At 71.4% G+C, this 23,106-nt stretch carries 18 protein-coding genes; 7 read left to right on the forward strand and 11 right to left on the reverse strand.

The features are described from left to right. Window positions 1–136 precede the first annotated feature (136 nt). Window positions 137–1,330 (reverse strand): MFS transporter, encoded by a 1,194-nt coding sequence (locus LV79_RS29150; RefSeq protein WP_253841491.1) that lies wholly within the window; start codon window positions 1,328–1,330, stop codon window positions 137–139. A 302-nt stretch (window positions 1,331–1,632) separates the two neighbouring features. Next, window positions 1,633–3,153 carry a hypothetical protein gene (locus LV79_RS29155; protein ID WP_253841492.1) on the reverse strand — a complete coding sequence of 507 codons (1,521 nt, stop codon included), beginning with the start codon at window positions 3,151–3,153 and terminating at the stop codon, window positions 1,633–1,635. A gap of 331 nt (window positions 3,154–3,484) precedes the next feature. Between LV79_RS29155 and LV79_RS29160 the strand changes: the two genes are divergently transcribed. Then, window positions 3,485–5,518 (forward strand): NB-ARC domain-containing protein, encoded by a 2,034-nt coding sequence (locus LV79_RS29160; RefSeq protein ID WP_253841493.1) that lies wholly within the window; start codon window positions 3,485–3,487, stop codon window positions 5,516–5,518. Window positions 5,519–5,558: 40 nt separating this feature from the next. Here LV79_RS29160 and LV79_RS29165 read toward each other — a convergent pair whose 3' ends face one another. The 5 genes from LV79_RS29165 to LV79_RS29185 form a co-directional block, all read right to left on the reverse strand. Beyond that, window positions 5,559–5,951: a hypothetical protein gene (locus LV79_RS29165; RefSeq protein WP_253841494.1), complete on the reverse strand. Its 393-nt coding sequence runs from the start codon at window positions 5,949–5,951 to the stop codon at window positions 5,559–5,561. Between the two features lie 486 nt (window positions 5,952–6,437). Beyond that, window positions 6,438–6,767, reverse strand: a complete 330-nt coding sequence (locus LV79_RS29170; protein ID WP_253841495.1) for a PspA/IM30 family protein — start codon at window positions 6,765–6,767, stop codon at window positions 6,438–6,440. A 97-nt stretch (window positions 6,768–6,864) separates the two neighbouring features. Then, the gene (katG, locus tag LV79_RS29175) at window positions 6,865–9,096 is read right to left on the reverse strand and encodes a catalase/peroxidase HPI (protein WP_253841496.1); all 2,232 of its coding nucleotides are present in this window, start codon (window positions 9,094–9,096) and stop codon (window positions 6,865–6,867) included. Between the two features lie 10 nt (window positions 9,097–9,106). Further along, on the reverse strand, window positions 9,107–9,586 hold the full coding sequence (locus LV79_RS29180) for a Fur family transcriptional regulator (RefSeq protein ID WP_253841497.1): 480 nt from the start codon (window positions 9,584–9,586) through the stop codon (window positions 9,107–9,109). A 444-nt stretch (window positions 9,587–10,030) separates the two neighbouring features. Then, window positions 10,031–11,869, reverse strand: a complete 1,839-nt coding sequence (locus tag LV79_RS29185) for a S8 family peptidase (RefSeq protein ID WP_253841498.1) — start codon at window positions 11,867–11,869, stop codon at window positions 10,031–10,033. A 499-nt stretch (window positions 11,870–12,368) separates the two neighbouring features. On the opposite strand from LV79_RS29185, the gene LV79_RS29190 reads away from it, so the two are divergent. Next, window positions 12,369–12,812, forward strand: a complete 444-nt coding sequence (locus tag LV79_RS29190; RefSeq protein ID WP_253841499.1) for a hypothetical protein — start codon at window positions 12,369–12,371, stop codon at window positions 12,810–12,812. Then, complete coding sequence (locus LV79_RS29195) at window positions 12,793–15,834, forward strand: M48 family metalloprotease (protein WP_253841500.1); 3,042 nt, start codon at window positions 12,793–12,795, stop codon at window positions 15,832–15,834. The genes LV79_RS29190 and LV79_RS29195 overlap by 20 nt, the downstream gene beginning before the upstream one ends. Here LV79_RS29195 and LV79_RS29200 read toward each other — a convergent pair. After that, window positions 15,824–16,600, reverse strand: a complete 777-nt coding sequence (locus LV79_RS29200; protein ID WP_253841501.1) for an SDR family NAD(P)-dependent oxidoreductase — start codon at window positions 16,598–16,600, stop codon at window positions 15,824–15,826. The two genes, LV79_RS29195 and LV79_RS29200, sit on opposite strands and share 11 nt — an antisense overlap. 92 nt (window positions 16,601–16,692) lie before the next feature. Between LV79_RS29200 and LV79_RS34195 the strand changes: the two genes are divergently transcribed. Both LV79_RS34195 and LV79_RS29210 read left to right on the forward strand, forming a co-directional pair. Then, window positions 16,693–17,262, forward strand: coding sequence for a TetR/AcrR family transcriptional regulator (locus LV79_RS34195; protein WP_285470291.1), 570 nt, complete (start codon window positions 16,693–16,695; stop codon window positions 17,260–17,262). Between the two features lie 42 nt (window positions 17,263–17,304). Continuing rightward, window positions 17,305–17,460 carry a hypothetical protein gene (locus LV79_RS29210; protein WP_253841502.1) on the forward strand — a complete coding sequence of 52 codons (156 nt, stop codon included), beginning with the start codon at window positions 17,305–17,307 and terminating at the stop codon, window positions 17,458–17,460. A gap of 371 nt (window positions 17,461–17,831) precedes the next feature. On the opposite strand, the gene LV79_RS29215 is transcribed toward LV79_RS29210, so the two are convergent. The 3 genes from LV79_RS29215 to LV79_RS29225 form a co-directional block, all read right to left on the reverse strand. Beyond that, complete coding sequence (locus LV79_RS29215; RefSeq protein ID WP_253841503.1) at window positions 17,832–18,713, reverse strand: helix-turn-helix transcriptional regulator; 882 nt, start codon at window positions 18,711–18,713, stop codon at window positions 17,832–17,834. A gap of 268 nt (window positions 18,714–18,981) precedes the next feature. Beyond that, the gene (locus LV79_RS29220) at window positions 18,982–20,223 is read right to left on the reverse strand and encodes an MFS transporter (protein ID WP_253841504.1); all 1,242 of its coding nucleotides are present in this window, start codon (window positions 20,221–20,223) and stop codon (window positions 18,982–18,984) included. Window positions 20,224–20,396: 173 nt separating this feature from the next. Further along, entirely contained in the window at window positions 20,397–20,822 is a 426-nt protein-coding gene (locus tag LV79_RS29225; RefSeq protein ID WP_253841879.1) for a PaaI family thioesterase, read from the reverse strand. 517 nt (window positions 20,823–21,339) lie between these two features. Between LV79_RS29225 and LV79_RS29230 the strand changes: the two genes are divergently transcribed. Beyond that, window positions 21,340–22,332 (forward strand): AvrD family protein, encoded by a 993-nt coding sequence (locus LV79_RS29230; RefSeq protein WP_253841505.1) that lies wholly within the window; start codon window positions 21,340–21,342, stop codon window positions 22,330–22,332. A 29-nt stretch (window positions 22,333–22,361) separates the two neighbouring features. Further along, window positions 22,362–23,078, forward strand: coding sequence for an AAA family ATPase (locus tag LV79_RS29235; protein ID WP_253841506.1), 717 nt, complete (start codon window positions 22,362–22,364; stop codon window positions 23,076–23,078). Window positions 23,079–23,106 lie beyond the last annotated feature (28 nt).

The raw sequence follows: 23,106 nt of genomic DNA on the forward strand, positions 1-23,106 counted from the left end.
CCGCTGGGCGAACTCCGGACTGGATCGTCACACGGGTGCGGTGCGGTGTCAACGATCGTCCCGGGAACGGCAATGCGCACCGCCGGACCCGGCTCGGAGTGGGGTTCCGGGCCGGGTCCGGGTACTGCCGACCGCGCTACGCCTGGCGACGGGTGAGGGTCTGGTCCACGAGGATCGCCGGGATGGTCAGCACCGCGATCCCGGCACCGATCCACGGGATCGCGGTCAGGCTCGCGCCCGCGCTGAGCGCGATGCCCGCCAACACCGGCACCAGGCTGATCCCGAGCTGGAACATCGACACGGCGGTCGACCCGGCGAGGGTGGGCGCGGCGTGGGCGAGGGTGAACACCCGCCCGTAGATCGCCGGGTTCAGCACGAACCCGGCGACGCCCATCAGCGCGACGATGACGATGACGGCCAGGTCGTGCTCGGCCAGCACCGCCAGTGCGACCGAGCACACCGCGATGCCCACCGCGCCGATCAGCAACGCGTGAAACGGCCGCACGTCGGAGATCCGGCCACCGATGGAGATGCCGACGAACGCGCCGATGCCGAACAGCGTCAGCATCGCGGGCACCCACACCGAGTCCAGCTTGGTGACGTCGGTCAGCAGCGGCGCCAGGTAGTTGTAGGAGATCATGTAGGAGGCGGTGCTCAGCAGGGTCGCGACGTACACCGCGACCAGCCGGGTCTGCTTCATCGCCCGCAGTTCCTGGCGCACGCTGGGTTCCGCGGCGGGCTTGGTCGCGGGCACGGCCGCGACGGTCAGCACGGCGCCGATCACGGTCAGCGCGAACACCGCCCAGAACCCGCCGCGCCAGCCGGTGAAGTGCGAGAGCATCGCGCTGGCCGGACCACCGGCGATCATCGCGACGCTGAGCCCGCTGACGACGACACCGGACGCGCGCGCGGTGCGCTCCGGCGGCACCAGGCTGATCGCGGTGACCGCCGCGACCGCCCAGAACCCGGCGTAGGCGATGCCGCAGACGAACCGGGCGACCAGGATCAGCGCGTAGTTGTCGGTCACCAGGCTGACCGCGACCGCGAGCGCGAACACCAGCTGCGTCACCACCAGCGTGGTCCGGCGCGGCCAGCGCAGCGTCAGCACCGCCATCGGCGGCCCGCCGATGACCACCGCGATGGCGAACGCGGTGATCAGCGCGCCCGCCGCGGACAGCGAGATGCCCAGGTCGACGGCGATCGCGGGCAGCACGCCCGCCACCAGGAACTCGGCGCTGCCCATCGCCAGCAGGCTGAACGCGAGCAGGTAGACCCCGAGCGGCAGCCGCTTGCCCGCCACCTCGACGGGGGTCGTCGTGTCAGCGCTCATCGGTGGGCACCTCGGATCGGGGCGGCGGGGACCTCGGCCGGGACCGGGCGCCTGGCGGGGGTGGGGGACTCGTCGGGTGTCCGCGCGGCCACTTCGCTGGCTCGTCTGCGCATTGGCGTTTCCTTGGATCGTCTGCGGTGGTGTGCTCGGGTACCGGTCGACTTCCCCAGCGGGGCAACGGATCCATCGCCCGCGGGGGAGTGGGTCGCGGTGCTCGACCAGCCCGTTGTGCCGGTCGGCCCAGTGTGGGTACGGCGTGTCCGCGGCGACAAGTCTTGTTGCCAAAAGCGGGACGCGACCGGCTATCGCGGTTCGACGGTGCCCGTCGCGGTGCCCGCGTCCACTTCGACCCGTCGCGGGCGCTCACCCGATGGCAGCATGGACCACCAGTGCAGCACCGCTGTTGTCACCGACAGCGTGGTGGTTGTCGTGGCGCACACGGTCGACCCGTCCCGCAGCGCGGCGACGACTGTGCCGCCCGGCGCGGTGGCCGTCGCCAGTCTGGCTCCCGGGAGCCGTTCGAGCAAGGATCGGATGTGCGACTCGGCGCTTTCCCGGTCGGCGAAGGGGAAATCCGCCCAGACCGCCGACGCGCTCTCCACCAACGCGATCTCCGGCGCGGTGTCCGCCACGCTCAGCGAGCCGCCGATCTCGGCGTGGGTGGTGCGCCGCAGGGCGAGGCGCGTGGCTCCGCGCTCGGCCCGCACGGCGGTCACCGTGGTGCGGTAGTGGGTGGGGGCGGAGAGTTCCACGTCACCAACGGGAATCGGCTCGGTGGCCGGTGCCGGGTGCGGGACGGGCAGGTCCACGATCCGGTAGAACAGGCGGTTCATCGCGGCCGCCGCCGTCCCCGGCTGGTGGAAGATCGCGTCGACCACCGAGGCGTCGACCGGATCTGGCGCGGTCTCGGGGAATCCGCTGTCGGGCAGGCGGGGCAGCGCGGCCAACAGCCGGGCGAGCGGCGTGCCCGGCACCACCTCCGGACCGCCGTCGGACGCCAGCAGCACCGGTTTCCCGGCGGCAGCGGCATAGCTGGTCAACGAACCGTGGTCGGAGACCACGAGGTCCGCCGCCACCAACGCCTGGCGCCAGTCCCGGCCGGGCGGGACCAACGCGAGCCCCGCGCCCAGCGCCGCCCGCAACCAGGCGCGGACCTGGAGCCTGCCGTGCCGCTGCCAGATGTTGGGGTGCAGGGTCATGGCGACGCGGTACTCGTCGGCGGGCAGCGTGGTGACCAACCGCCGCGCCAGCCCCGGGTCCGCGCCGAACAGCGAGTGCCTGCCCCAGGTCGAGCACAGCAGCACCATGCGCCTGCCGTCGGCGGCGAAGGCCCGCCGGTACCGGTGGCGGTGCGCCGCGCTCGCGGTGATCCGGTCCAGGCACGGGTCGGCGGCAACCAGGGTGTGGCCTGCCAGGCGCGGGTCGACCGAAGTGAGCGCCGCCGCTTGCCGCTCGTGCGCGACGACCACGGTGTGCGGCACGACGCGCCCGTCCGCGAGCAGACCCGACCCGCTCAGCCCCGAGATCGACTCGGGATCGGTCGCGGACCGCCGGTGGTAGCCCGCGCCGTGCGGCATGAGCACTAGAGGGGCGTCGAGCAGGTGTAGGTCACTGTTGTCGCTTGCCGCTAGAGCCAGGTCGAACCGCTCTTGGCACGCCTGGGACCAGGGGACGATCAGTGCGCCTGAGGCTCGTAGGTGGTCGAGCAGGCCGCCGGAGAAGGCAGAACCACCGTCGACGGTGAAAACCACTTCGACGCGGAGGTCACCTAAGAGCGTGGGGAGCACGTCGTTGAGCCTGCGCAGCGCGGCAGGGGTGCGCACGACTACTAACGCCCGACGCAGTGGCGTGAAAGTGTCCCACGGGCTTGCGCTCGCGGCGGATCTCCGGTCGGCCAGGGTCACGGCGCCCCGGTTGGATCGTCGGCGTTGAGGCTCAGCGGACGCGTTGCCTCGTCCCCGGGTTCCCGCCTGAGCGGCTCGGTGCGTCGACTCGCGGCATGGTGGCCTCCCCAGGTCGGCTGTTCCGGCTGCACGGTAGCAACCCGCCGATCGGGACCAGCCGCGCCGCCGGATCACGTGCAGTACCGTGGCCTTCTCGCCATCGCCACGGGGGGCCGCCGCAATGGGAACAGAGGCAGTGGGAACAGAGGCAGTGGGAACTGAGCAAGTGCGCAACGTGCAGGCCGGGGTGGCCACGCAGGTGGTGCAGGCGCGCGACATCGGCACGGTGACCTTCCTCCCGGCGCAGGCGCCCGCCGCGATCCCCGCTCTCGTGCCCCCTGGCCCGGCCGCGTTCGTCGACCGGGTCGAGCACCTGGCCGCTGTCCGGTCGCTGCTGGGTGCCGAGCCGCGGCCCGGCAGGCCGGTGGTCGTCGCGGTGCGCGGGATGCCGGGCGTGGGCAAGACCGCACTGGTGCGCCAGGTCGCTTCCGTGCTGGCGGGCGAGTTCCCCGATGGCGCGCTGCACGCGTCGTTCGGAGCGGAGGGCGAGTCACCCGCCGAGGCCCTCGGTCGGTTGCTGAAAGCGCTCGGCGTGCCTGACTCGCTCGTGCCCGCCGACTTCCGGCGCCGCCGCGACATGTTCCGGTCCCTGACGGCCAAGGCCCGGCTGATCACCGTGCTCGACGACGTCACCGACGCGGGGCAGGTCGAGGCGCTGCTGCCCAACTCCAGCGCCGGTCTGGTCCTGGTCGCGAGCAACACCACGCTCGAAGACCTGTACGCCGACGGCGCGGTGCCGGTCGTCCTGGAGCCGCTGGCGGTCGCGGACGCGCTCGACCTGTTGCGCGGGGTGTGCGCCGACGGCCGAGTGGACCGTGAGGTCGAGGCGTCGGTGGAGTTGGTGACGCTGTGCGGGTTGCTGCCGCTGGCGGTGCGGGTGGTCGGTGCCCGGCTCGCCGCCCGTCCGCGGTGGACCGTCGAGCGGCTGGTCGACGAGTTGCGCGGCGCCGCGGCCGATCGGGTGTTCGACCGGGTCAACGCCGTGTTCGACGCGGTGCACGCCGACCTGCCGGACGAGGTCCGGTCGGTGTACCGGGCGCTGGGCCTGCTGGTGAGCCAGGACTTCGGGGTCGAGGAGCTGGCCGCCATGGTCGAGTCACCCGTCGCCCAGGTCGCTGATGTGCTGGACCGGTTGCACGCTGCGGCGTTGGTGGAGGAGCGCGCCGATGGCCGCTACGCCATGCACCGGCTGGTCCGGGCGCACGCGCTGCGGGTCGCCGCCGCCGAGACGTCCGATGTGGACCGGGACGGGCTGCTGAGGCGGGCGGTGCAGTGGTGGCTGCTCGGCGCGACCGCCGCCGATGTCGCCGCGACCGGGCGCCAACGCTTGCGCGTGTCCGATCCGGACCGGTTGCTGCACGGCGCGGACCTGGCGATGACTCCCCGGTCCGCGTTGGCGTGGTTCGACCGCGAGCACGGCAACATCGCCGCCGCCATGCGTGTCTGCGCGGACAAGGGTTGGCACGGCTACGTGTGGGAGTTGTTCGAGGCGACCTTCGCCTACTACGACTCCCGTCGGCCGCTGGCGTCCTGGGTGGAGACCGGTCGACTCGCCGTCGTGGCGGCCGAGCTGGACGGGAACACCGCCGCCGAGTCGCGCTGCCGGTGCCTGCTGGCCAAGGCGTACCAAGAACTTGAGCGCTACGACGACGCGGCGGCGGAACTGGCCCGCGCCCGCGACCTCGCCGCCGACGACCGCCTCCGAGCGTCCACTTTCGACTTCACCGGGAACCTGGCCTTGCGCACCGGCCGGTTCGACGACGCGCTGCACTGGTTCAGCACGGCCCGCGACATCAACATCGCGTTGGGCCGCAAGCGGGGGACAGCGATGCAGACGTTGTTCGTCGGCCGCGCGCTTGTCGGTCTTGGGCGCGGGGCGGAGGCGTTGGACACCTTCGCCGAGGCGGCCCGACTCGCGACCGAGGCTGACGCGCCGAGCGTGCTGGCCAAGTGCCTGCTGGCCACCGCCGCGCTCGACCCTGCCTCGGTCCTGGCCATCGCCGAGGCGGAGGAGATCGCCACCCGGCTCGACAACAGCGCGCTCCAAGCGGAGATCCACCTGTTGCGCGCCAACGCCACCAGCGACCCGGCGACCGCCAAGTCCCACCGCCGCGCCGCCGCGGCCGCCTACGAGCGCATGGGCAGCCCCAAGGCCGCGCGCTTGCTGGCCGACCTCGACGGCTGAGGGGAGGTCCCCGCGACGGATCGCGGGGACCTCCGTTCGCTCAGCTGCTGACGAGCAGGTCCCAGCCCGCGACACCGGACCGGCAGGTGAAGCTCTTCCACGCCTTGGGGCTGGCGTTCTTGCCGTTGTTGCCCGCCGCCTGGCACTGCGCCAGCGTCGGGAAGGTGGCGATGTAGGTGCCGGAGAACGTGGCACCGGTGGGCTCACCGATCAGGTCGTACCCGGTGAACCCGGACTGGCACACGTACCCGCCGGAGGTGAAGACACCACCGGACACGGCCTGCGCCCCGGCGCTCGTGCAGTCGCTGAGCGTCGGGAACGTGTAGATGTACGCCGTCGGGGTGTAGGTGGTCGCCGCCGCGGGCGCTGCCAACGCCACCGCCGCCGCGAAACCCGCCACCGCTACGGCCGCGATCCGAGAACCTGCGGACATGTAAGCCCTCCAGTCGTCTGTGTTGCCTCACTGCGACACCGACGTTAACGCTCGTTCATAGACCCAAGTGGACTGTTTGCCGGTCGAGCCCACCACGGACAGTGATTCCGGACCGAGGTGCCTCGAGGTGCGCTGTTCGTTGTCCAGCAACGATCACCACTGGGCGCCGCCCAAACAGTCGACACGCCCCCGTCACACTCCGTGCCCGACTGTGCTTCCCGCCACCGTCGCACCCCCACCACCCGCCTGCACCGTTCGGCGGCACCATCTCGCCCAGCAGCCCACACCGACCGTCCGGTGCACCCGTCGTCCCGACCGGACCGAATCGGACATCCCACACTGGACACATCCCGCCCAGCGCCCAGAAAGCATTGTGCGAACCGGAGAGCCAACCGCCATGCGTGTCCGAAGTGTCCGGGTCCACCCCTGTGGACGCGCCGCACGACGGCACCAGATGTGGACTGTCAGCGCGGTGACAGGTTCCTGTCAGTCCGACTTGCCCATGGCCTTGCGAATCTCGGCCAGGCGTGCACGGCCTGCTTCCTCGCGTTCGGCGAGTTGTTCGTCCAGGGACTTCACACTGGGGCCGGTGCCGCCGAGGCCTGCCAGGTCGGTGGAGCCGGTGGCGGTGGCGGAGCGGGACTCGATGCGGTCGCGGACGTAGTCGAAGGTGGGAACGCCCGCGTCGGTGTAGTCCGGTTCGAGTGGCGGGGTCGGGATGACGGGGAGGGCGGGCTGGACGGCGCGGCCGGGGTCGGGGGTGTCGACGACCTCGGCGTCCACCACGGTCGGGTCGTCCTGCTCTGGCGTGTTCATGGCTGCTCTCTCCGCTCGGCGGGGGATGTCCCCAGCATAGGCGCGAACGCCGACGTGCCCGGGTCCAGTGCGGACCCGGGCACGTCAGGAGCGCTGCCTACACGTCGAAGCGGTCCAGGTCGGTGACCTTGGTCCAGGCGGCGACGAAGTCGGTGACGAACTTGTCACCGGCGTCGGCGCTGGCGTAGACCTCGGCGACCGCGCGCAGCTCGGAGTTCGACCCGAAGAGCAGGTCGACGCGGCTGCCGGTCCACTTCACCTCGCCGGTCGCCCGGTCGCGGCCCTCGAAGGCCTCCGCGTCGCCGGTGGTCGGCTTCCACTCGGTGGCCATGTCGAGCAGGTTGACGAAGAAGTCGTTGGTCAACGTCTCCGGCCGGTCGGTGAGCACACCGGCGGTGGAGCCGCGGTGGTTGGCGCCGAGCACCCGCAGGCCGCCCACCAGCACGGTCAGCTCGGGGGCGCTCAGGGTGAGCAGGTTCGCCCGGTCGACCAGCAGGTACTCGGCGGGCAGCCGGTGGCCCTTGCCCAGGTAGTTGCGGAACCCGTCGGCGGTCGGCTCCAGCGGCGCGAACGACTCGGCGTCGGTCTGCTCCGCCGTGGCGTCGGTGCGGCCCGGGGTGAACGGCACGGTCACGTCGCGACCGGCCGCCTTGGCCGCCTGCTCCACCGCGGCGTTGCCGCCGAGGACGATCAGGTCGGCCAGCGAGACCTTCTTGCCGCCGGTCTGCGCGCCGTTGAAGCGCTCCTGGATGCCCTCCAGGGTGCCCAGCACGCCCGCGAGCGCCTCGGGCTCGTTGACCTCCCAGCCGCGCTGCGGCTCGAGGCGGATCCGGGCACCGTTGGCGCCACCGCGCTTGTCGCTGCCGCGGAAGGTCGACGCCGACGCCCACGCGGTGCGCACGAGCTGGCCGACGGTCAGCCCCGAGTCGAGGATCTCGCGCTTGAGGGCCGCGATGTCCTCGGCGGAGACGACCTCGTGGTCGAGCACCGGCACGCGGTCCTGCCAGATCAGCTCCTCCTGCGGCACCTGCGGGCCGAGGTAGCGCTGGATCGGGCCCATGTCGCGGTGGGTCAGCTTGAACCACGCGCGGGCGAACGCGTCGGCGAACTGGTCCGGGTTCTCCAGGAAGCGCCGCGAGATCGGCTCGTAGATCGGGTCGAACCGCAGCGACAGGTCCGTGGTCAGCATTGTCGGCGGGCGGGTCAGCTCACCGGACTCCGGGTCGGGCACGGTGTTGGCGCCCGCGCCGTCCTTGGGCTGCCACTGGTGCGCGCCGGCGGGGCTCTTGGTGAGCTCCCACTCGTAGCCGAACAGGTTCTCGAAGAAGCTGTTGCTCCACCGGGTCGGCGTCGCGGTCCAGGTGACCTCGAGGCCGCTGGTGATGGCGTCGCGGCCCTTGCCGGAGCCGAAGCTGTTGCGCCAGCCGAAGCCCTGCTCCTCCAGCGCCGCGCCCTCGGGCTCCGCGCCGACGTGCTGGTCGGGGTCGGCCGCGCCGTGCGCCTTGCCGAAGGTGTGCCCACCGGCGATGAGCGCGACGGTCTCCTCGTCGTTCATCGCCATCCGGCCGAAGGTGTCGCGGATGTCGCGCGCGGCGGCCAGCGGGTCCGGGTTGCCGTTGGGGCCCTCCGGGTTGACGTAGATGAGGCCCATCTGCACCGCGGCCAGCGGGTTCTCCAGGTCGCGGTCACCGGAGTAGCGCTCGTCGCCGAGCCAGGTGCGCTCGGGACCCCAGTAGACGTCCTGGTCGGGCTCCCACACGTCGGCGCGGCCACCGGCGAAGCCGAAGGTGGTGAAGCCCATGGTCTCCAGCGCGCGGTTGCCGGTGAAGATCATCAGGTCGGCCCAGGAGACCGTGCGGCCCCACTTCTGCTTGACCGGCCACAGCAGGCGGCGGGCCTTGTCCAGGTTGCCGTTGTCCGGCCAGCTGTTGAGCGGGGCGAAGCGCTGCATGCCCGCGCCCGCGCCGCCGCGGCCGTCCTGGATCCGGTAGGTGCCCGCGCTGTGCCAGGCCATCCGGATCACGAACGGGCCGTAGTGGCCGAAGTCGGCGGGCCACCAGTCCTGGGAGGTGGTGAGGACGGCGTCGACATCGGCCGCGAGCTCGTCGAGGTCGACGGTCTGGAAGGCGGCGGAGTAGTCGAACTCGCCGCCGAACGGGTCGGCCACCGCGGAGTGCTTGCGCAGGATGGCCAGGTTCAGCTGGTTGGGCCACCAGGTGTGGTTGGTGCCGCCCTCGGTCGGGTGGTTGAACCGCCCCGCGGACACCGGGCAGCCACCGGCGCCTTCCTCGTTCATGTCACCAACGCGGGCGTTCGGGCTTTCGGACACGCGATTCCTCTCAGGACGGGAAAGGGTTGATCAACTGCGGTGCGGCGGACGTGCCCGCTGTGGACGTGCCTGTGGTGGCACAGCTGGGGCACAACCCCCGGTAGACGACCTCGGCCTCGTCGATGGTGAAGCCGTGGGCGTCCGAAGCGGTGAGGCAGGGCGCGAACCCGACGGCGCAGTCCACGTCGGCGATGGCGCCGCAGGACCGGCAGACGACGTGGTGGTGGTTGTCCCCGACCCGCGCCTCGTACCGGGCCACCGACCCCGGCGGCTCGATCCGGCGTAACAGCCCGGCCGAGGTCAGCGCCCGCAGCACGTCGTACACGGCCTGGTGCGAGACCCCGCCCAGCTGCCCGCGCACGACCCCGATGATCGAGTCCGTGTCCGCGTGCGGACACCCGTGCACCGCCGCCAGCACCGCCACCCGCGGACTGGTCACCCGCAGCGACGCCGCACGCAGCAACTGCCGGAGCTCGGAGTCCGTGGGCACACCGGCGAGTCTTCCGGGTTTTCTGGAATTAATCAAGTTAACACTGTCCGTCATCGCGGTGCCGCCACCCGTGAGCCGCGCTCAGCTGGGTGGCCGCGTCAGAGGAGACACTCGTGATCCTCGCCTGGGAGCGAGTCAAGACGCGGCGGCACCCGGTGGTGATCGCGGTGCGAACCGTGCTCGATCGCCCGCATGTCGGTGTCGGTGAGCGGCCCGGAGAACGGGTGGACGAAGACCTCTCCGAGGTACCGGCCTTCCCGGCGGGATACGGCTTTCGTTGTGAAACTGGAGAAGTGCGGTTCCGCCATGCGCGCAGGCGCGGACCGACCAGCCGCGATCGCGCCCGAGGCGATGGCCGCCGTGCTGGGGACTGGTCCTGCAACGCCGTGAGCCCCCGGCGAGGGACGTCGCCGGGGGCTCACGGGTCTGGTCAGACCGCGGTCATCACGTTGTCAGGGTCCAGCTGTCGATCTTGCCGGTGTCGTTGACGTAGGCGTCCGCGACACGGAGCTTCCAGGTGCCGTTGCGGGCCTCGCCCGACAGGTTGACCGTGTAGGTCTTGTTGATGTTGTCGGCCGAGCCGCCCGCGCGGTTGTGCAGGACGTAGGTGCTGCCGTCCGGCGCGACCAGGGTGACGACCAGGTCGCCGATGTAGGTGTGGGCGATGTTCACCGCGACGGTCGCGGTGGCCGAGGCGTTGCCCGCGCAGCCGGAGACGGTCACGGAGCTCTCGACGGTGGCGTTGTCGCGGATCGCGACGTCGGTGTCGTTGGTGACGGCCGAGCAGCCGCCGCCGGTCGGGGACACCGTGATGGTGAAGGTGGCCGAGCCCGACTTGGTGGCCGCGTCGGTCGCGGTCACGGTGACGTTCGCGGTGGCCGCGGCGGTCGGGGTGCCGGAGATGCGACCGGTCGAGGACGCGATGGTCAGACCGGCGGGCAGGCCGGTGGCCGACCAGGTGTACGGGGAGGTGCCGCCGGACGCGCTGTTGTCCAGGGTGAACGCCTGGCCGACGGTCGCGGTCTTGTTGCCCGGGTTGGCGACGGTGACGCCGGTCGGGGTGTCGGTGTTGAGGAAGCCGGTGTAGAGCAGCACGTTCGGCGAACCGGTGTTGATGCCGGTCAGCTTGCCGGTGGAGCCGTTGTTCACCAGGGCGTCGCGCACCTGCGCCGAGGTGGCCGAGGTGTTCTTCGCCAGGTACACCGCGGCGGCGCCCGCGACGTGCGGGGAGGCCATCGAGGTGCCGGACATGGTGGCGCTACCGGTGTTGCTGCTGTACGAGGCCGAGACGATGTTGTCGCCCGGCGCCCAGATGTCGAGGCAGGTGCCGTAGTTGCTGTCGCTGCGGCGGGTGTCGGTCTTGGTGCTGTTGCCGACGGTGATCGCCGCGGGCAGTCGCTGCGGGCTGTAGTAGCAGGCGTCGTCGTTGGAGTTGCCCGCCGCCTGGACCCACTGCACACCACTGTCCACAACGGCCTTGACGGCGTTGTCGATGGTCTGGTTGGTGCAGCGCGAGCGGCAGCCGATGCTGTAGTTGACGACAGCGGGCTTGACCGCGTTGGTCTTGACCCAGTTCATCGCCGCGATCAGGTCGTCGTCGGTGGCGCTGCCGGAGCAGTCCAGCACGCGCAGCGCGACGATGGTGGCCTTCTTGGCGACGCCGTAGGAGGTGCCCGCGGCGGTCCCGGCGACGTGCGTGCCGTGGCCGTGGCAGTCCTGCGGGGTGCTGTCGCCGTCGACGAAGTCGTAGCCCTGGGCGATGCGGCCGGTGAAGTCGGTGTGGCTGGCGTTGATGCCGGAGTCCATCACGTACACCCGAGCGCCCTGACCGGGGTTGGTCGGGTAGGTGTAGGCGCTGTTGAGCGGCAGGTCCCGCTGGTCGACGCGGTCATCGCCCCAGTTCGGCGGGTTGGTCTGGGTGTCAACGGCGGCGTACTTGGTGACCTGCTGCACGTAGGACACGTTCGGGTCCTTGGCGACCTTGGCCGCCTCGTCCGCCGACATCGACGCGGCGTACCCGTTGAGCACGGCGTCGTAGGTGTGCCGGACCTGGCCGCCGTACTGGCGGGTCATCGACGCGGCCGACGCGCTGACCGCCTGCGCGCCCTGGCCCTGGTTCTTGAACACCACGATGTAGCGCCCGGCCACCGCGTCCGCCGAGCTCGCGTTCACGATCGACACCTGCTGGGCCTCGGACGCCGACGCACCTGGGGACAGGAAGTACGCGGCGATCCCCGAAGCGGCGGCCGCGACGGCGACCACCTTCAGTGTTGTTTTTCTCATGAGTAGCCGAATTCCTCACTTCGCAGGGTGGTGGGGTCGGCAACGTAGGGAACGGCCGGACCCCGCGCAAACCCTACGAGCACATTCCCGCTGTGAACAAGAACTGGCCTTCCACAGTTAAAACAGTTGGTAAAGCCCCAGGTCAACCGTCGGTTCCGATTCACCTACGGATCTTCCTACCTAGGATTTCGGCGGCCGGTACCTATCGCTACGCAATGGCCCACCCAGTCAATCGTCGGCCGCCTTTCTTGAGTTTCACCCAAAGCCAGCCGATTTGCGACAACTCCCGCCGGGCGTCGTCCCGTTTCCCTGGAGGCGGTGTTCCGGTCGCCCGGGTCGAGAAATCGTCCGCGCCGGAATGGGACCGCGCAGTGGAACCCGGGCGTCTCGAACGGTGTACCGGGTGTGCGGGAACCGGTGGACGCGCGTCACCGCTTCGGTGGAATGACCGGGGGTGGGGGAGTGCGCCACGATGCTGTCTTCTCGGAGGGGGAGTCGAGTGGGGCGCAACGCGGGGTTCGACGAGTTCGTGCTGGTGACGGCGCGGGCGGTGGTGGCCGATCTGGCGCCTGACGAGGCGGTCGTGGTCGATGTCGTGGGGCAGGAGTTCCTGCGCGACCCCGAGCGGCTGCTCTCCCGCGACGGCTCGCGGCCGCCGGTGCTCGGGTCCGGGATCGGCACGGTCGTGACCATGGTGACGCCGGTGGCCCTCGCCGTGGGTGCCTCGGTGTACCAGCACCTGCTGGGCAAGGCGGGGGAGTCCCTGGCCAACGGCACCGTCAAGCTGGTCCGCAAGGTCTTCCGCCGCGACGAGGGCGCCGCCGACGAGGTCCGCCGGGTCGTCGTCGAGCGCGCCAGGGAACTGGGCCGCTCCGCGGACGAGGCCAACCGGATCGCCGACACCGTGATCGCCGAGCTCACCCGTGACGACGACGCCGCCTGAGGCGCGGGTGGCCGGGGCGGGTGTCCCGGCGGGGACGACGTTCCGGTTCCTGACGCTGGTCGGGATCGCGGTGGCGATCACCGCTTACGTGGCCGACCACTTCGCGTCGCTCACGGGCGCGGACCGAGGTCTGGCCAGACTGCGGTGCCAGGTGGTCAGCGGCGTGTACCCGGACGCCTCGGTGCGCATCGAGCCCGACGAGGGCAAGTGGAACTCCTACTACGACTGCCTCTACGCCCTGCGCGGCACCCAGTTGCTCTGGCTCGGCGGCGCCTTGGCGTTGCTCGCGCTGGTGACCTGGCTGTTCTACGTCGCCCAGCCCGCCTGGCGGATCAGGCGCGGACGCCTCGTGCTGCTGCGCGACGTCCCCGCGCTGTGGGCTCGCCTGGAACCGACCCTCACCGAGCTCACCCGCAAGGCCGGGCTGGCCGCGCTGCCCGAGTTCCGGCTCGACCCGGGCAGCACCCGCGCGGGCGGGGTCGCGTTCGGCACGCACCGCCGGTCCGTGGTCTGCCTCGACGTGGGACTGGTGCTGCTGCACGACCGCGACCGGCCCGCGTTCGACGCCGTCGTGCTGCACGAACTCGCCCACCTGCGCCACCGCGACGTGCCGATCACCTACGCCACCATCGCGGTCTGGCGGGCCGTGCTGCTGGTGGCGGTCCTGCCGTTCACCGTCAGCCTGGTGCGCTCGCAAGTCGTGACGCCGGACGTGGACCTGTTGGCGCTGCTGGTGTGGTCCCCGCTGCTGGTCCTGCTCGCCTACGCGGCGCGGGCCTCGGTGCTGCGGGTCCGCGAGCACCACGCCGACGTGCTGGTGGTCGCGTGGACCGGCGCCGACGACCCGTTCCGGACCCTGCCGGACGTGCGGTCGCCCCGCTTCACCACGCACCCGAGTCGCGCGGCCCGGCTCGCCGTCACCCAGGACCCGCGCCTGCTCCTGCGGCCCGGGTTCTGGGCGTTCTTCCTCGGCGGGCTCACGTGGCAGGTGGTCGCCAACACCGCGGGCATGGCGCTGGGCACCCTGTGGCTGCGCTCGGACTCGGCCGGACCGGCCGTGCTGCGGCTGGCGTGGTCGGCCGGGGCGGCGGCGCTGGTGGGCGTCGCGGCGTGGCGGGGCGCGGAGTACGTGCGCCTGGGCGGTGACCGGCGTCGGGTGTTCCTCGCGCCCGGGCTGGGGATCGGCCTCGGGTTGGGGCTGGGCGGGCTGGTCGTGCCGATGGTCGTCCTCGACCCGCTGGGGGTGCAGTTCGCGCCGCTGACCCTCTGGTTGCGCGCCGTCGCCGTGGTCGTGGCGGTGCTGGTGTGTGCGTGGGCCGGGTGGTGCGTGTCGCTGGCCAGGTCGAGGTTCCAGCGGGTCGCGGTGGCCGTCGCCGTGGTGGTCGTCTGCTGGAGCGTGCTGGGGTGGCTGCCCACCGCGTACGGGTATTCCGGGCTGTGGGACTCGATGCTCGCCCCGGCGCTCGAACGGCTCGGCGACATCGCGGGCGGTGGTGTGGACGCGGTGCTGCTCGGGGCCGCGGCACTCCCGCTCTTCGCGGACGTCGACCGGGTGCTGACGACGGTCGCGCTTGGACTGGTGTGGCTCGTGCCCGCGCTCTTGGGCCGTCCACCCCGGGCAGCGTTCACCGTTGGTGCGGCGGGGATGGCGGTGGCGGCCATCGCCGTTCTGGTGATCGGCGGCGCGGATCCGCTGGTGGCGACCGCGTGGCAGTTGGCCGCTGTGGCCGTGGTTCAGCTGGCGGTCGCGTGGGTGGCGCGTCGGTCCGGGGTCGTCGCGGCGGTGGTGGCGGCGTGGCTGACCGGGATAGCGGGCTGCTTGGCGATCTGGGCCGCGCACTGGTCGGCGGGCGAGGTCGACGCCGTCCTGGCGCGGCAGCCGATGCGGGTCCTGCCGTTCACCGCCTTGGTCGCGGCTGCCCTGGTGGCGGTGGTGGGGCGGCGGCGGGTGGCCGCCCGCCCGGTGCGACGGGTGGCGTTGATCCCCGTCGTCGCGCTGACCGCGGCCGTGCTGGTGCCGTTCCCGGTGGCCACCTCTTCGGCGGTGGCTTTGTTGCCGCGACAGCCCACCACCGGGATCGTCGACCCGCGGCGGGCGTTGTTCATCTGGGCGCACGGTGGGGGAATGGCGCTGCTCAGCGACGTCGGACAGGCGCAGTCGCGGGCGCTGTTGGGGATGGCCGAGGACGACCGGGCCGCGCAGGTGGCGCGGTGCGAGGAGCTGCTGGACCGGATCCGGGTGGCCCGCGAGTACCCGGATCCGCCGGAGCCGGTCGCGCGTGGGCACTGGAACTCCGGGATGGACGCGTCGCGGCTCGGTGCCCAGGAGTGCGTGCGGATCTTCTCCGGGCCCGACGGCGACCCCAATCCCGTCTCCACCGCCTTCACCGCCGCCGCCGATGACTTCCTGCCCCTGCTGCGGGCGATCTCGGATGTGGCGACAAGCGTCCCACCCGAGCCGCCCGCGCCGACCACCAGCACGCCGCCACCGCCGCCCCCACCCCCGCCCGCGCCCCCGGTCGACCTGGCGACGATGCTGCTCACCGCCGCGGACTTACCGCGTGGTGCCAAGGAAAAGCCGCCGTCGACCGGTGGGTCCTCTTCGGACATCCGCACCGAACCGTCGGACTGCGGGGTGGACGTCGGCCCGCCTGAACTGACCAAGGCCTCGCGCACGTTCGACATGCCCGACGGGTCGTGGATCTCCACCTCGGTCTACCGCTACACCGACGATGGCGGGGAGGCGATGCGCAGGATCGCCGAGAACTACGCGCACTGCCACCAGTACCGCGTGTTCTCCGGGAACATCAAGCAGAAGGTCACCATCGACATCGTCGGTGGCACACCGTGGGTCGCGGACATCACCTACGACGGCGGTTTCGTGGTGTTCCGCTCGCGCCAGGTGTGGATCGTCAAGGGCGAGTTGCTCGCTTATGTTGGTGTCTCGGGTAAGCGCAAGCCCGATCCGTCGCTTGTGGACTCCTTGGCGGCGACGCTGGCCAGCCGGTTGGTCACCCGCTGAGCACCCCGCGCGACACCCGCTCGGCGATGGCGGCGACCATCTTGCGCGGGCGGCGCGGGGTGAGGTGCGCGTTGGCGGAGTTGAGGAGTCCGGGCACGAGGTAACCCCGGTCGCGGTCCAGCGCGCGCAGGGTCGCGGCCACGACTGCTCGCGCGGTCATGAACTTGCCGCCGATCGCGGCCTTGCGCCCAACCTCGACGGTGTCGAAGAACTGGGTCTCGGTGGGGCCGGGGCATACACAAAGGACAGTGGCGCGGCCTTTGAGCTCGGCGCGCAGGGCGAGGCTGAAGGTGAGCACGAACGCTTTGCCCGCGCCGTAGGTGGCGAAGTACGGGGTCGGCTGCAGGCCCGCGGTGGAGGCGACGTTGATGACCGCGCCCTTGCCGTCGAGGACCTGCGGGATCAGGGCGCGGGTCAGCCCGACGAGGCTGACGACGTTGACCATCAGCTGCTCGCGGTCCCGGCCGTCGGCGATCTCCTCGAAGCGGCCCGCCGAGCCGAAGCCCGCGTTGTTGACCAGGGTGTGCACGGTGACGCCCCTGGCCGCCAGCTCGCGGGTGATCGCCGGGGCGGCGTCGACCGCGCTCAGGTCTTGGGCGATGACCTCGGCCCGCACGCCGTAGGTGCTGTTCAGGCGCTTGGCGAGCTCCTGGAGCCGGTGCTCGCTGCGCGCCACCAGCACGACGTCGTACCCCCGCGCGGCGAACTGCTCGGCGAACTCGACCCCCAGGCCCGCGGACGCTCCAGTGACCAGTGCGGTGCTCATGCTGCTCTCCCTCTGCTCGGCTAACTGCATCACAGTTGTAGCAGATAATGGGCTAACTGCAACAGTGGTGTCGCAGATGTTAGGCTGGCTCGGTGGTCACCCAGGGACGCCCGCTGCGCGCCGACGCCGAACGCAGCGTCCGCGCGATCCTGGAAGCGGCCGAGAAGGTGCTGGCGGCGAACCCGGCCGCGTCCCTGGAGCAGGTCGCGGAGGCCGCGGGCGTCGCCAGGACCACCGTCCACCGGCGCTTCGCCAACCGCCAGGCCCTCGTCGACACCCTGGTCACGACCGTCATGGACCAGCTCGACGCGGTGATCGACGCCGCCAACCCCGACACCGCGCCCCCGCTGGTCGCCCTGCACCAGGTCACCGCCAGCGTCCTGCGCCTGAAACTCGGCTGGCCCTTCGCCATGACCGAGTCCTTCGCCCCCGACTCCCGCTGGTCCGAACGCCAACACCACACCGCCACCCGCTGCGTGACCCTCCTGGCCCGCGCCCAGACCACCGGCCACATCGCCCCCGACGCCGACCTCGACTGGACCTGCAAGGTCTACTACGCCCTCATCGGCGAAGCCGCCCACAACACCACCGAACCCGACCCCGACCTCCTCGCCACCAAGGTCATCACCACCCTCCTGCACGGCGCGGGCCCGAGGTCTTGATCTTCAGCCGGTACGCTGCGCGGCATCGACCTGGGGGGTGCGGTGGCGGAGTCCGCGCGGGAGAAGCACTACAAGGTGGCGTTCGACCTGCCTGACGACGTGGCGGCCTACGCGCTCGCGTCCGTGGAGCGCCTGTGGGTCAGCCGCACGGCCACGCGCTTCCACGTCGAGGTCCACAACACGCCGTTCTTGGCGTGAGAACGGCCGTCCGGTTGGTTCCTCATCGCGTCAACGGCTTGTGCAATGGGAACTCGGCTGGACGGTTCGGGTGAGCGGTGGTCTTGCGGGCCGGGGCCAAGAATGGTTCAACCACGGCGGCCAGAACTGGATGCGGTGTGCCGGTGGCGAACTGGGGAATGGAAGTCGCCGTCGTGTGTAGTGGCTGGTCGTGGACTTGTGCGATCGGCTCACCGGTGGTGCGGCTAGCACGCTGCCGGAACTGGGCAGGAGTGTTTCGCTCAGATTTCCGGCACATGAGCGAAATCGACCGGGAAAGCCCTGGACCGGACTTCCGCGATGTGTTCGGCGACGAACGCGCCCGGGCAGGGGCGGGCCCTGCCCGGGCGTGCTCAGGCGGTGGCGCGGCCCGCGACGGCGGTGACCTCGGGGTGGTGGGGTTCGGCGGCGAGGAGGGTGGCGAGTTTGGCCCTGGTGTCGGACATGCGGTGCGGGACGTGCAGGAACATGCGTATCCGGTCCGGGCCGTCGAGCAGCCAGGACTGGGTGTCGAAGCTCAGCCTGCCCACCTCGGGGTGGTCGACCTCCTTGCTGCTGAGCCGGGCGTCGAGCACCTCGTGGGTGTGCCAGAGCTGGGTGAACTTCTCGCTCTGCGCGCACAGGGTGCGGATGAGGTTGTTGAAGATCGGGTCGTCGTAGTGGCCCGCGGCGCTGACCCGGAACTGGGCGACGGCCATCCTGGCCATCCGGTCGGGGTTGGTGTAGCGCGACCAGATCTCCTCGCGGCAGAAGAAACTGGTCAGCAGGTTGCGGTCCCGGTCGGTCAGGCCGAACACCAACCGCGCGGAGCGGTTGCTGGCCACCAGGTTCCACAGGCTGTCGACCACCAGCGCCGGGCTCGGCAGGCACTCGTCGACGACCTGGCGCAGGTCGAGGTTCGGGCACTCGCCGACGGTCGCCTTCGCCGGGGGCGGGCTGATCCCCAGCAGCTGGTAGAGGTAGCACAACTCGGACCGGTTGAGCCGCAGCGCGTGCCCCACCGCACGCGCGACCGGCTCGGAGACGTTGATGTCGCGACCCTGCTCGAGCCACGTGTACCAGGAGGTGCCGATGCCCGCGAGCACCGCCACCTCCTCGCGGCGCAAACCAGGCGTTCGGCGTCTACCGGAGGATACGGACAAACCGAAATCGGCCGGGGATAATCGAGCCCTGCGCGTCGTCAGGAAATGACCCAACTCCTCGCGCCGCCTACTGGTCCCCCCACTCTTTCCCATGTTCGGAGTTTTGCCACTTTCCCACTCGGGTGTCAAGCGGTACCGCACGAGGTGATCATGCGATTACCGGCCGTGCAACTCACGCGCTGCCACCGGCGGATCGTTGAGCGGCCAACGATTTCGAAAAGCAAAGAAACTCGTCGGTAGCTCTGATTCTGGCGAGAAAACGAAAGCGTGCGCGTGGCGTGGCGAGTTGCCCCAGGCGGCGATGTGCGCAATTGCTGGGGAACGAACGCCGAAACCGGTTCGTGATCGGCGGGTGCGCCGGTCAACCGGGCGGCGGCCGGACGGCGGCGCCGCGCACCGCCCACAGCAGCAGGCAGGCCGCCGCGAGCAGGGCGCCGACCCCGCACACCGCGAGCCAGCCCGCCGCGGCGTAGGCGGCACCGGAGGCGGCCGCGCCGACCGCGCCACCGAGGAAGTAGGTGCCGGTGTAGGCCATGGTGATCCGGCTGCGCGCCTCGGGCCGCAGCTGGTAGACCGCCGACAGGTTCGCCACCTGCACGCCCTGCACCCCGAGGTCGAGCGCGACCACGCCGAGCACCAGCGGCACGATCCAGCGCCCGCCGCCCAGCGCCATCAACCCCCACGAGAGCAGCACCAAGCCCAGCAGCGACCCGGTCACCAGCTCCCCGCGACCGCGGTCGACGAACCGCCCGGTGGCCCGCGCCGCGTACGCGCCCACCGCTCCCAGGAGCCCGAACGCGCCGATGACGCCCGCGCCGTAGTGGTAGGGCTCCCCGGCGAGCAGGAACGCGGTGGTCGCCCAGAACGCGCTGAACCCGGCGAAGGACAGGAACCCGTAGGCGCAGCGCAGCCGCAGCACCGGTTCCTCGCGCACGATCGCCACCACCGAGCGCAGCAGCGCCCCGTAGCCGAGCCGATCGGCGACCCGCACGTCCGGCAGCACCCGCCACAGCACCGCCGCGAGCAGCGCCATCAGCACCGCGGCGGCCGCGTAGACCGCCCGCCACGTCCCGGCCCACTCGGCCACCAGGCCACCGCCGGTGCGGGCGAGCAGCACCCCGACCAGCACCCCGCTCATGACCGTCCCGGTGACCTGGCCGCGCCGCTGGGGTGCCGCGAGCGTCGCGGCGAAGGCGACCATGATGGGTGCGACCACCGCGCACGGCGCCAGCACGGCCGAGACCAGCATCAGCACGGTGATCGACGGCGCTGCCGACGCGGCGGCCTGGATGAGCGCCACCGCCGAGAGCATCGCCACCACCAAGCGCCTGCGGTCGAGGATGTCCGCGAGCGGCACGACCAGGCCGAGGCCGACCGCGTAGCCCGCCGTCGTGACCGTGACCAGCGCCGACGCCGTCGCGCTGCCGACCCCGAACTCGGCGGCGATGGCGGTCAGCAGCGGCTGGGCGTAGTAGACGTTGGCCACCGCGAGCCCCGCCGCGACGGCGAAGAGCCGGACCAGGCCCGCGGACATCCCACCGCCGGGCGTCAACCGCGCCCGACCGGCCACCGGCACTCGACCGGCGGGCACTTCTCCAGGCACATCGCTCCAGCAGGTAGGTCCCCGAACGCCGCGGGCGGCGGCGTGGTCACCCTCGATCGTCGCGCACCGGCCCGGTCGCGGCCAGGCTGTGCCGGACCCTCCCCCCGGTGGTACTGGTACTGGCAGGGCCACCCAGCGCTGAGTCCACTGTGGATGAGCAGCTCATGGGATGATCATGTTGTGCGCCTGCGCTTCCCGATGGCGCAGGTGAGCCGCGCGGTGCACGTGCGCCTGCCGGACTCGTCGACGATCACGATCTCGTAGGTGGCCGTCGCCCTGCCCTCGTGCAGGGCGGTCGCGGTGCCGGTGACCAGGCCGGACGAGACCCAGCGGTGGTGCGTGCAGGACAGGTCGAGCCCGACGGCGCGACCCCCTGGGCCCGCGTGCGCCCAGGCGGCGAGGGAGCCGAGCGTCTCGGCGAAGGCAGCGTTGGCGCCGCCGTGCATGATGCCGACCGGCTGCCGGTTGCCGGTCACCGGCATCGTGCCCACCACCCGCCCCGGCCCGCACTCCACGAGCCGGATGCCCAGCTTGGCGATCAGCTGCTCCGCTTGGTAGCCGGGGTGCGCGGGCACCCCGAACACGGTGTCGACCTCCAGCGCCGCGGAGTCCTCGGACGCGGCGGAGCCCGCGGGTCGGGTGGGCGGGGTGGAGTTGATGTGCGGGGTGGGCGGGGCGGAGTCGATGTGTGGAACGGAGCCATCGGACACAGTGGTCACCGGGGACCTCCAGGGCGTGCGGACCGAACAGGACGAAAGGGGCGACCGGGCCACGGTGGACGGACACACGCGACACACCGCGCACACAACACGGGGCGCCGCAACCGGTTCCGGCGGTTTCGCCGCCGAACTGTTGCCCGTGGACACCCGGACCACCAGGCTGGGTCGACCGGCCGCCGCGCTGCCATCGGTTGTGGCACAGGTCATCCTGGTGCCCGTGGTACCCGGATGGCGGTACCCGTACAAAGCGACGCAGGTTCCGCGCCCGGCGCCGGTGTAGCGTCGATCTCGACAGCGGCCGTGGGTGTTCCGGTTCTGTCCGCAGCACTTCGCTCGCCTGCCAAGTTCCCCCAGCCACGCGGACCACCTCGGTGGCCGCGGACGGGAGTGCCCAGAGATGACCAACCCAGCGCCGCCGCGCCCGACGGTCGACGACTACCTCGGCGACGGCGCCAAGCGCTTCTTCTCGGCGGGCTACCGCCGAGTCGGCTACCACTTCGGACCGGTCGCCACCGACGTCGCCAGCACAAGCGACGCCACGGTGCGCACGCACGTGGGACTGTCCTACCCGACCGACTGGTCGAAGAAGTCCGCGGGCGTCGACCTGCGCCCGCACCTGAGCACCATCGACGCCATCCTCTTCGGCGCCACCCTCGCCGAACTGGCCGTGGTCAGCGCTTTCGGCCTGGACGAGCAAGCGCGCCGCGCCGCGTGGGTGCGCCGGGTGCGCATCCGGGCCGGGCAGAGCCCCGAGGAGGACCTGCGCCGGTTGCCGCTCTCCGCCCAGCTGACCGACACGACCACCGAACCGGGCGGCTTGTCCACGGTATCTACTGTGGACAGTCAGGTCGGATCCATGCGGGTCCGGTGCGAGGTGGTGCACACCGGTGGTGCGGTCACCCCGGGCGCCACTGAGCACGACAGCCCGGACGCACTGCTCGGACCCGCCGCCGACCGCTACTACGGCACCGGTTTCGCCCGTGTCCACCACCACCTGGACGACCTCGCGCTGGACGTCCCCAACACCTCGGCCGAGGCCGTCGTCCGCCTGGAGCCGTCCGACGCCACCGCCGGGATCGAGGGCGCCTACCAGCCCGCGCCGACCATGGTGGAGGCCTTCGCCGCGGGTTTGCAGCTCGCGCAGGTCCTGCTGTACGAAATGGACGGTATGCGCCGCAGCGGCAGCAACACGCTGTGGATGCGCTCCACCACGCTCACCGCCACGCGCCCGGTCGCGGGCACCGGTCCGTTCGCCCTGCGCACCAGCCTGGCCACCACGAACCTCGTCGAGATGAACGGCGGCGTCTGGCGCACCGCGGACATCCACACCGAACTGGCCGGTGTCCGCTTCACCTGCGCCGTCGCCCACGCGCTGCCGCGCGGCATCTGAACCACACCACCGAGAACCCAGGGGAACCCATGAAGCTCGCCATCTCCGGCACCTACTCCTCCGGCAAGACCCTCACCTCCTACGCGCTCTCGCACCTGGTCGACATGCCGCGCACCCGGGCCCGCACCATGCGCGAGCTGCTGCCCTTCGCCGTGCCCGGCAAGACCCTGGAGCAGTGCGACGGCGCCGAGCTGATCCAGCTGATCGTCCGCCGCCACGTCGAGCGCGTCGTGCACGAGAGCCACCTGAGCACTGGTTTCGTCTCCGACGGCTCGTCGCTGCAGGAGTGGCTCTACGGCTCGGTCCGGGTGATCGTCGGCATCAACCCCAACGACTCCGTGCACCTGTCGGACGTGCAGACCGTCGAGCGCACTCCCGAGATGCTGTTCTTCGAACACGTGATGGACCAGCTCGGGGTGGCCATCAAGGAGCACGTCAAGAACACCTACGACGTGTTCGTGCACCTGCCCAACGAGCTGGAGCTGGCCAAGGACGGGCACCGCCCGGTCAACGAGCGCTTCCGCAGGCTCGCCGACGAGGGCATCGCCGCGGCCATCGACGAGCTGGGCATCCCCCGGCACGTCATCGGCGGCACCCTGGTGCAGCGGCTGGAGGGCATCGTCGAGGTGCTCGGCCTGACCCCGGTGACCGACGTGCACACCGCGATCGCCCGCGCCCAGGACGAGTACCGAAAGGTCGACATGACGATCGAGTCCGACCGCGCCTGGGCCGTGGCGTCGGCCTGAGCGGGACGAGCGGGCGGGGGAGGGGCGC

It is taken from the genome of Actinokineospora globicatena, assembly GCF_024171945.1.
In the GTDB taxonomy this organism is placed as follows: domain Bacteria; phylum Actinomycetota; class Actinomycetes; order Mycobacteriales; family Pseudonocardiaceae; genus Actinokineospora; species Actinokineospora globicatena.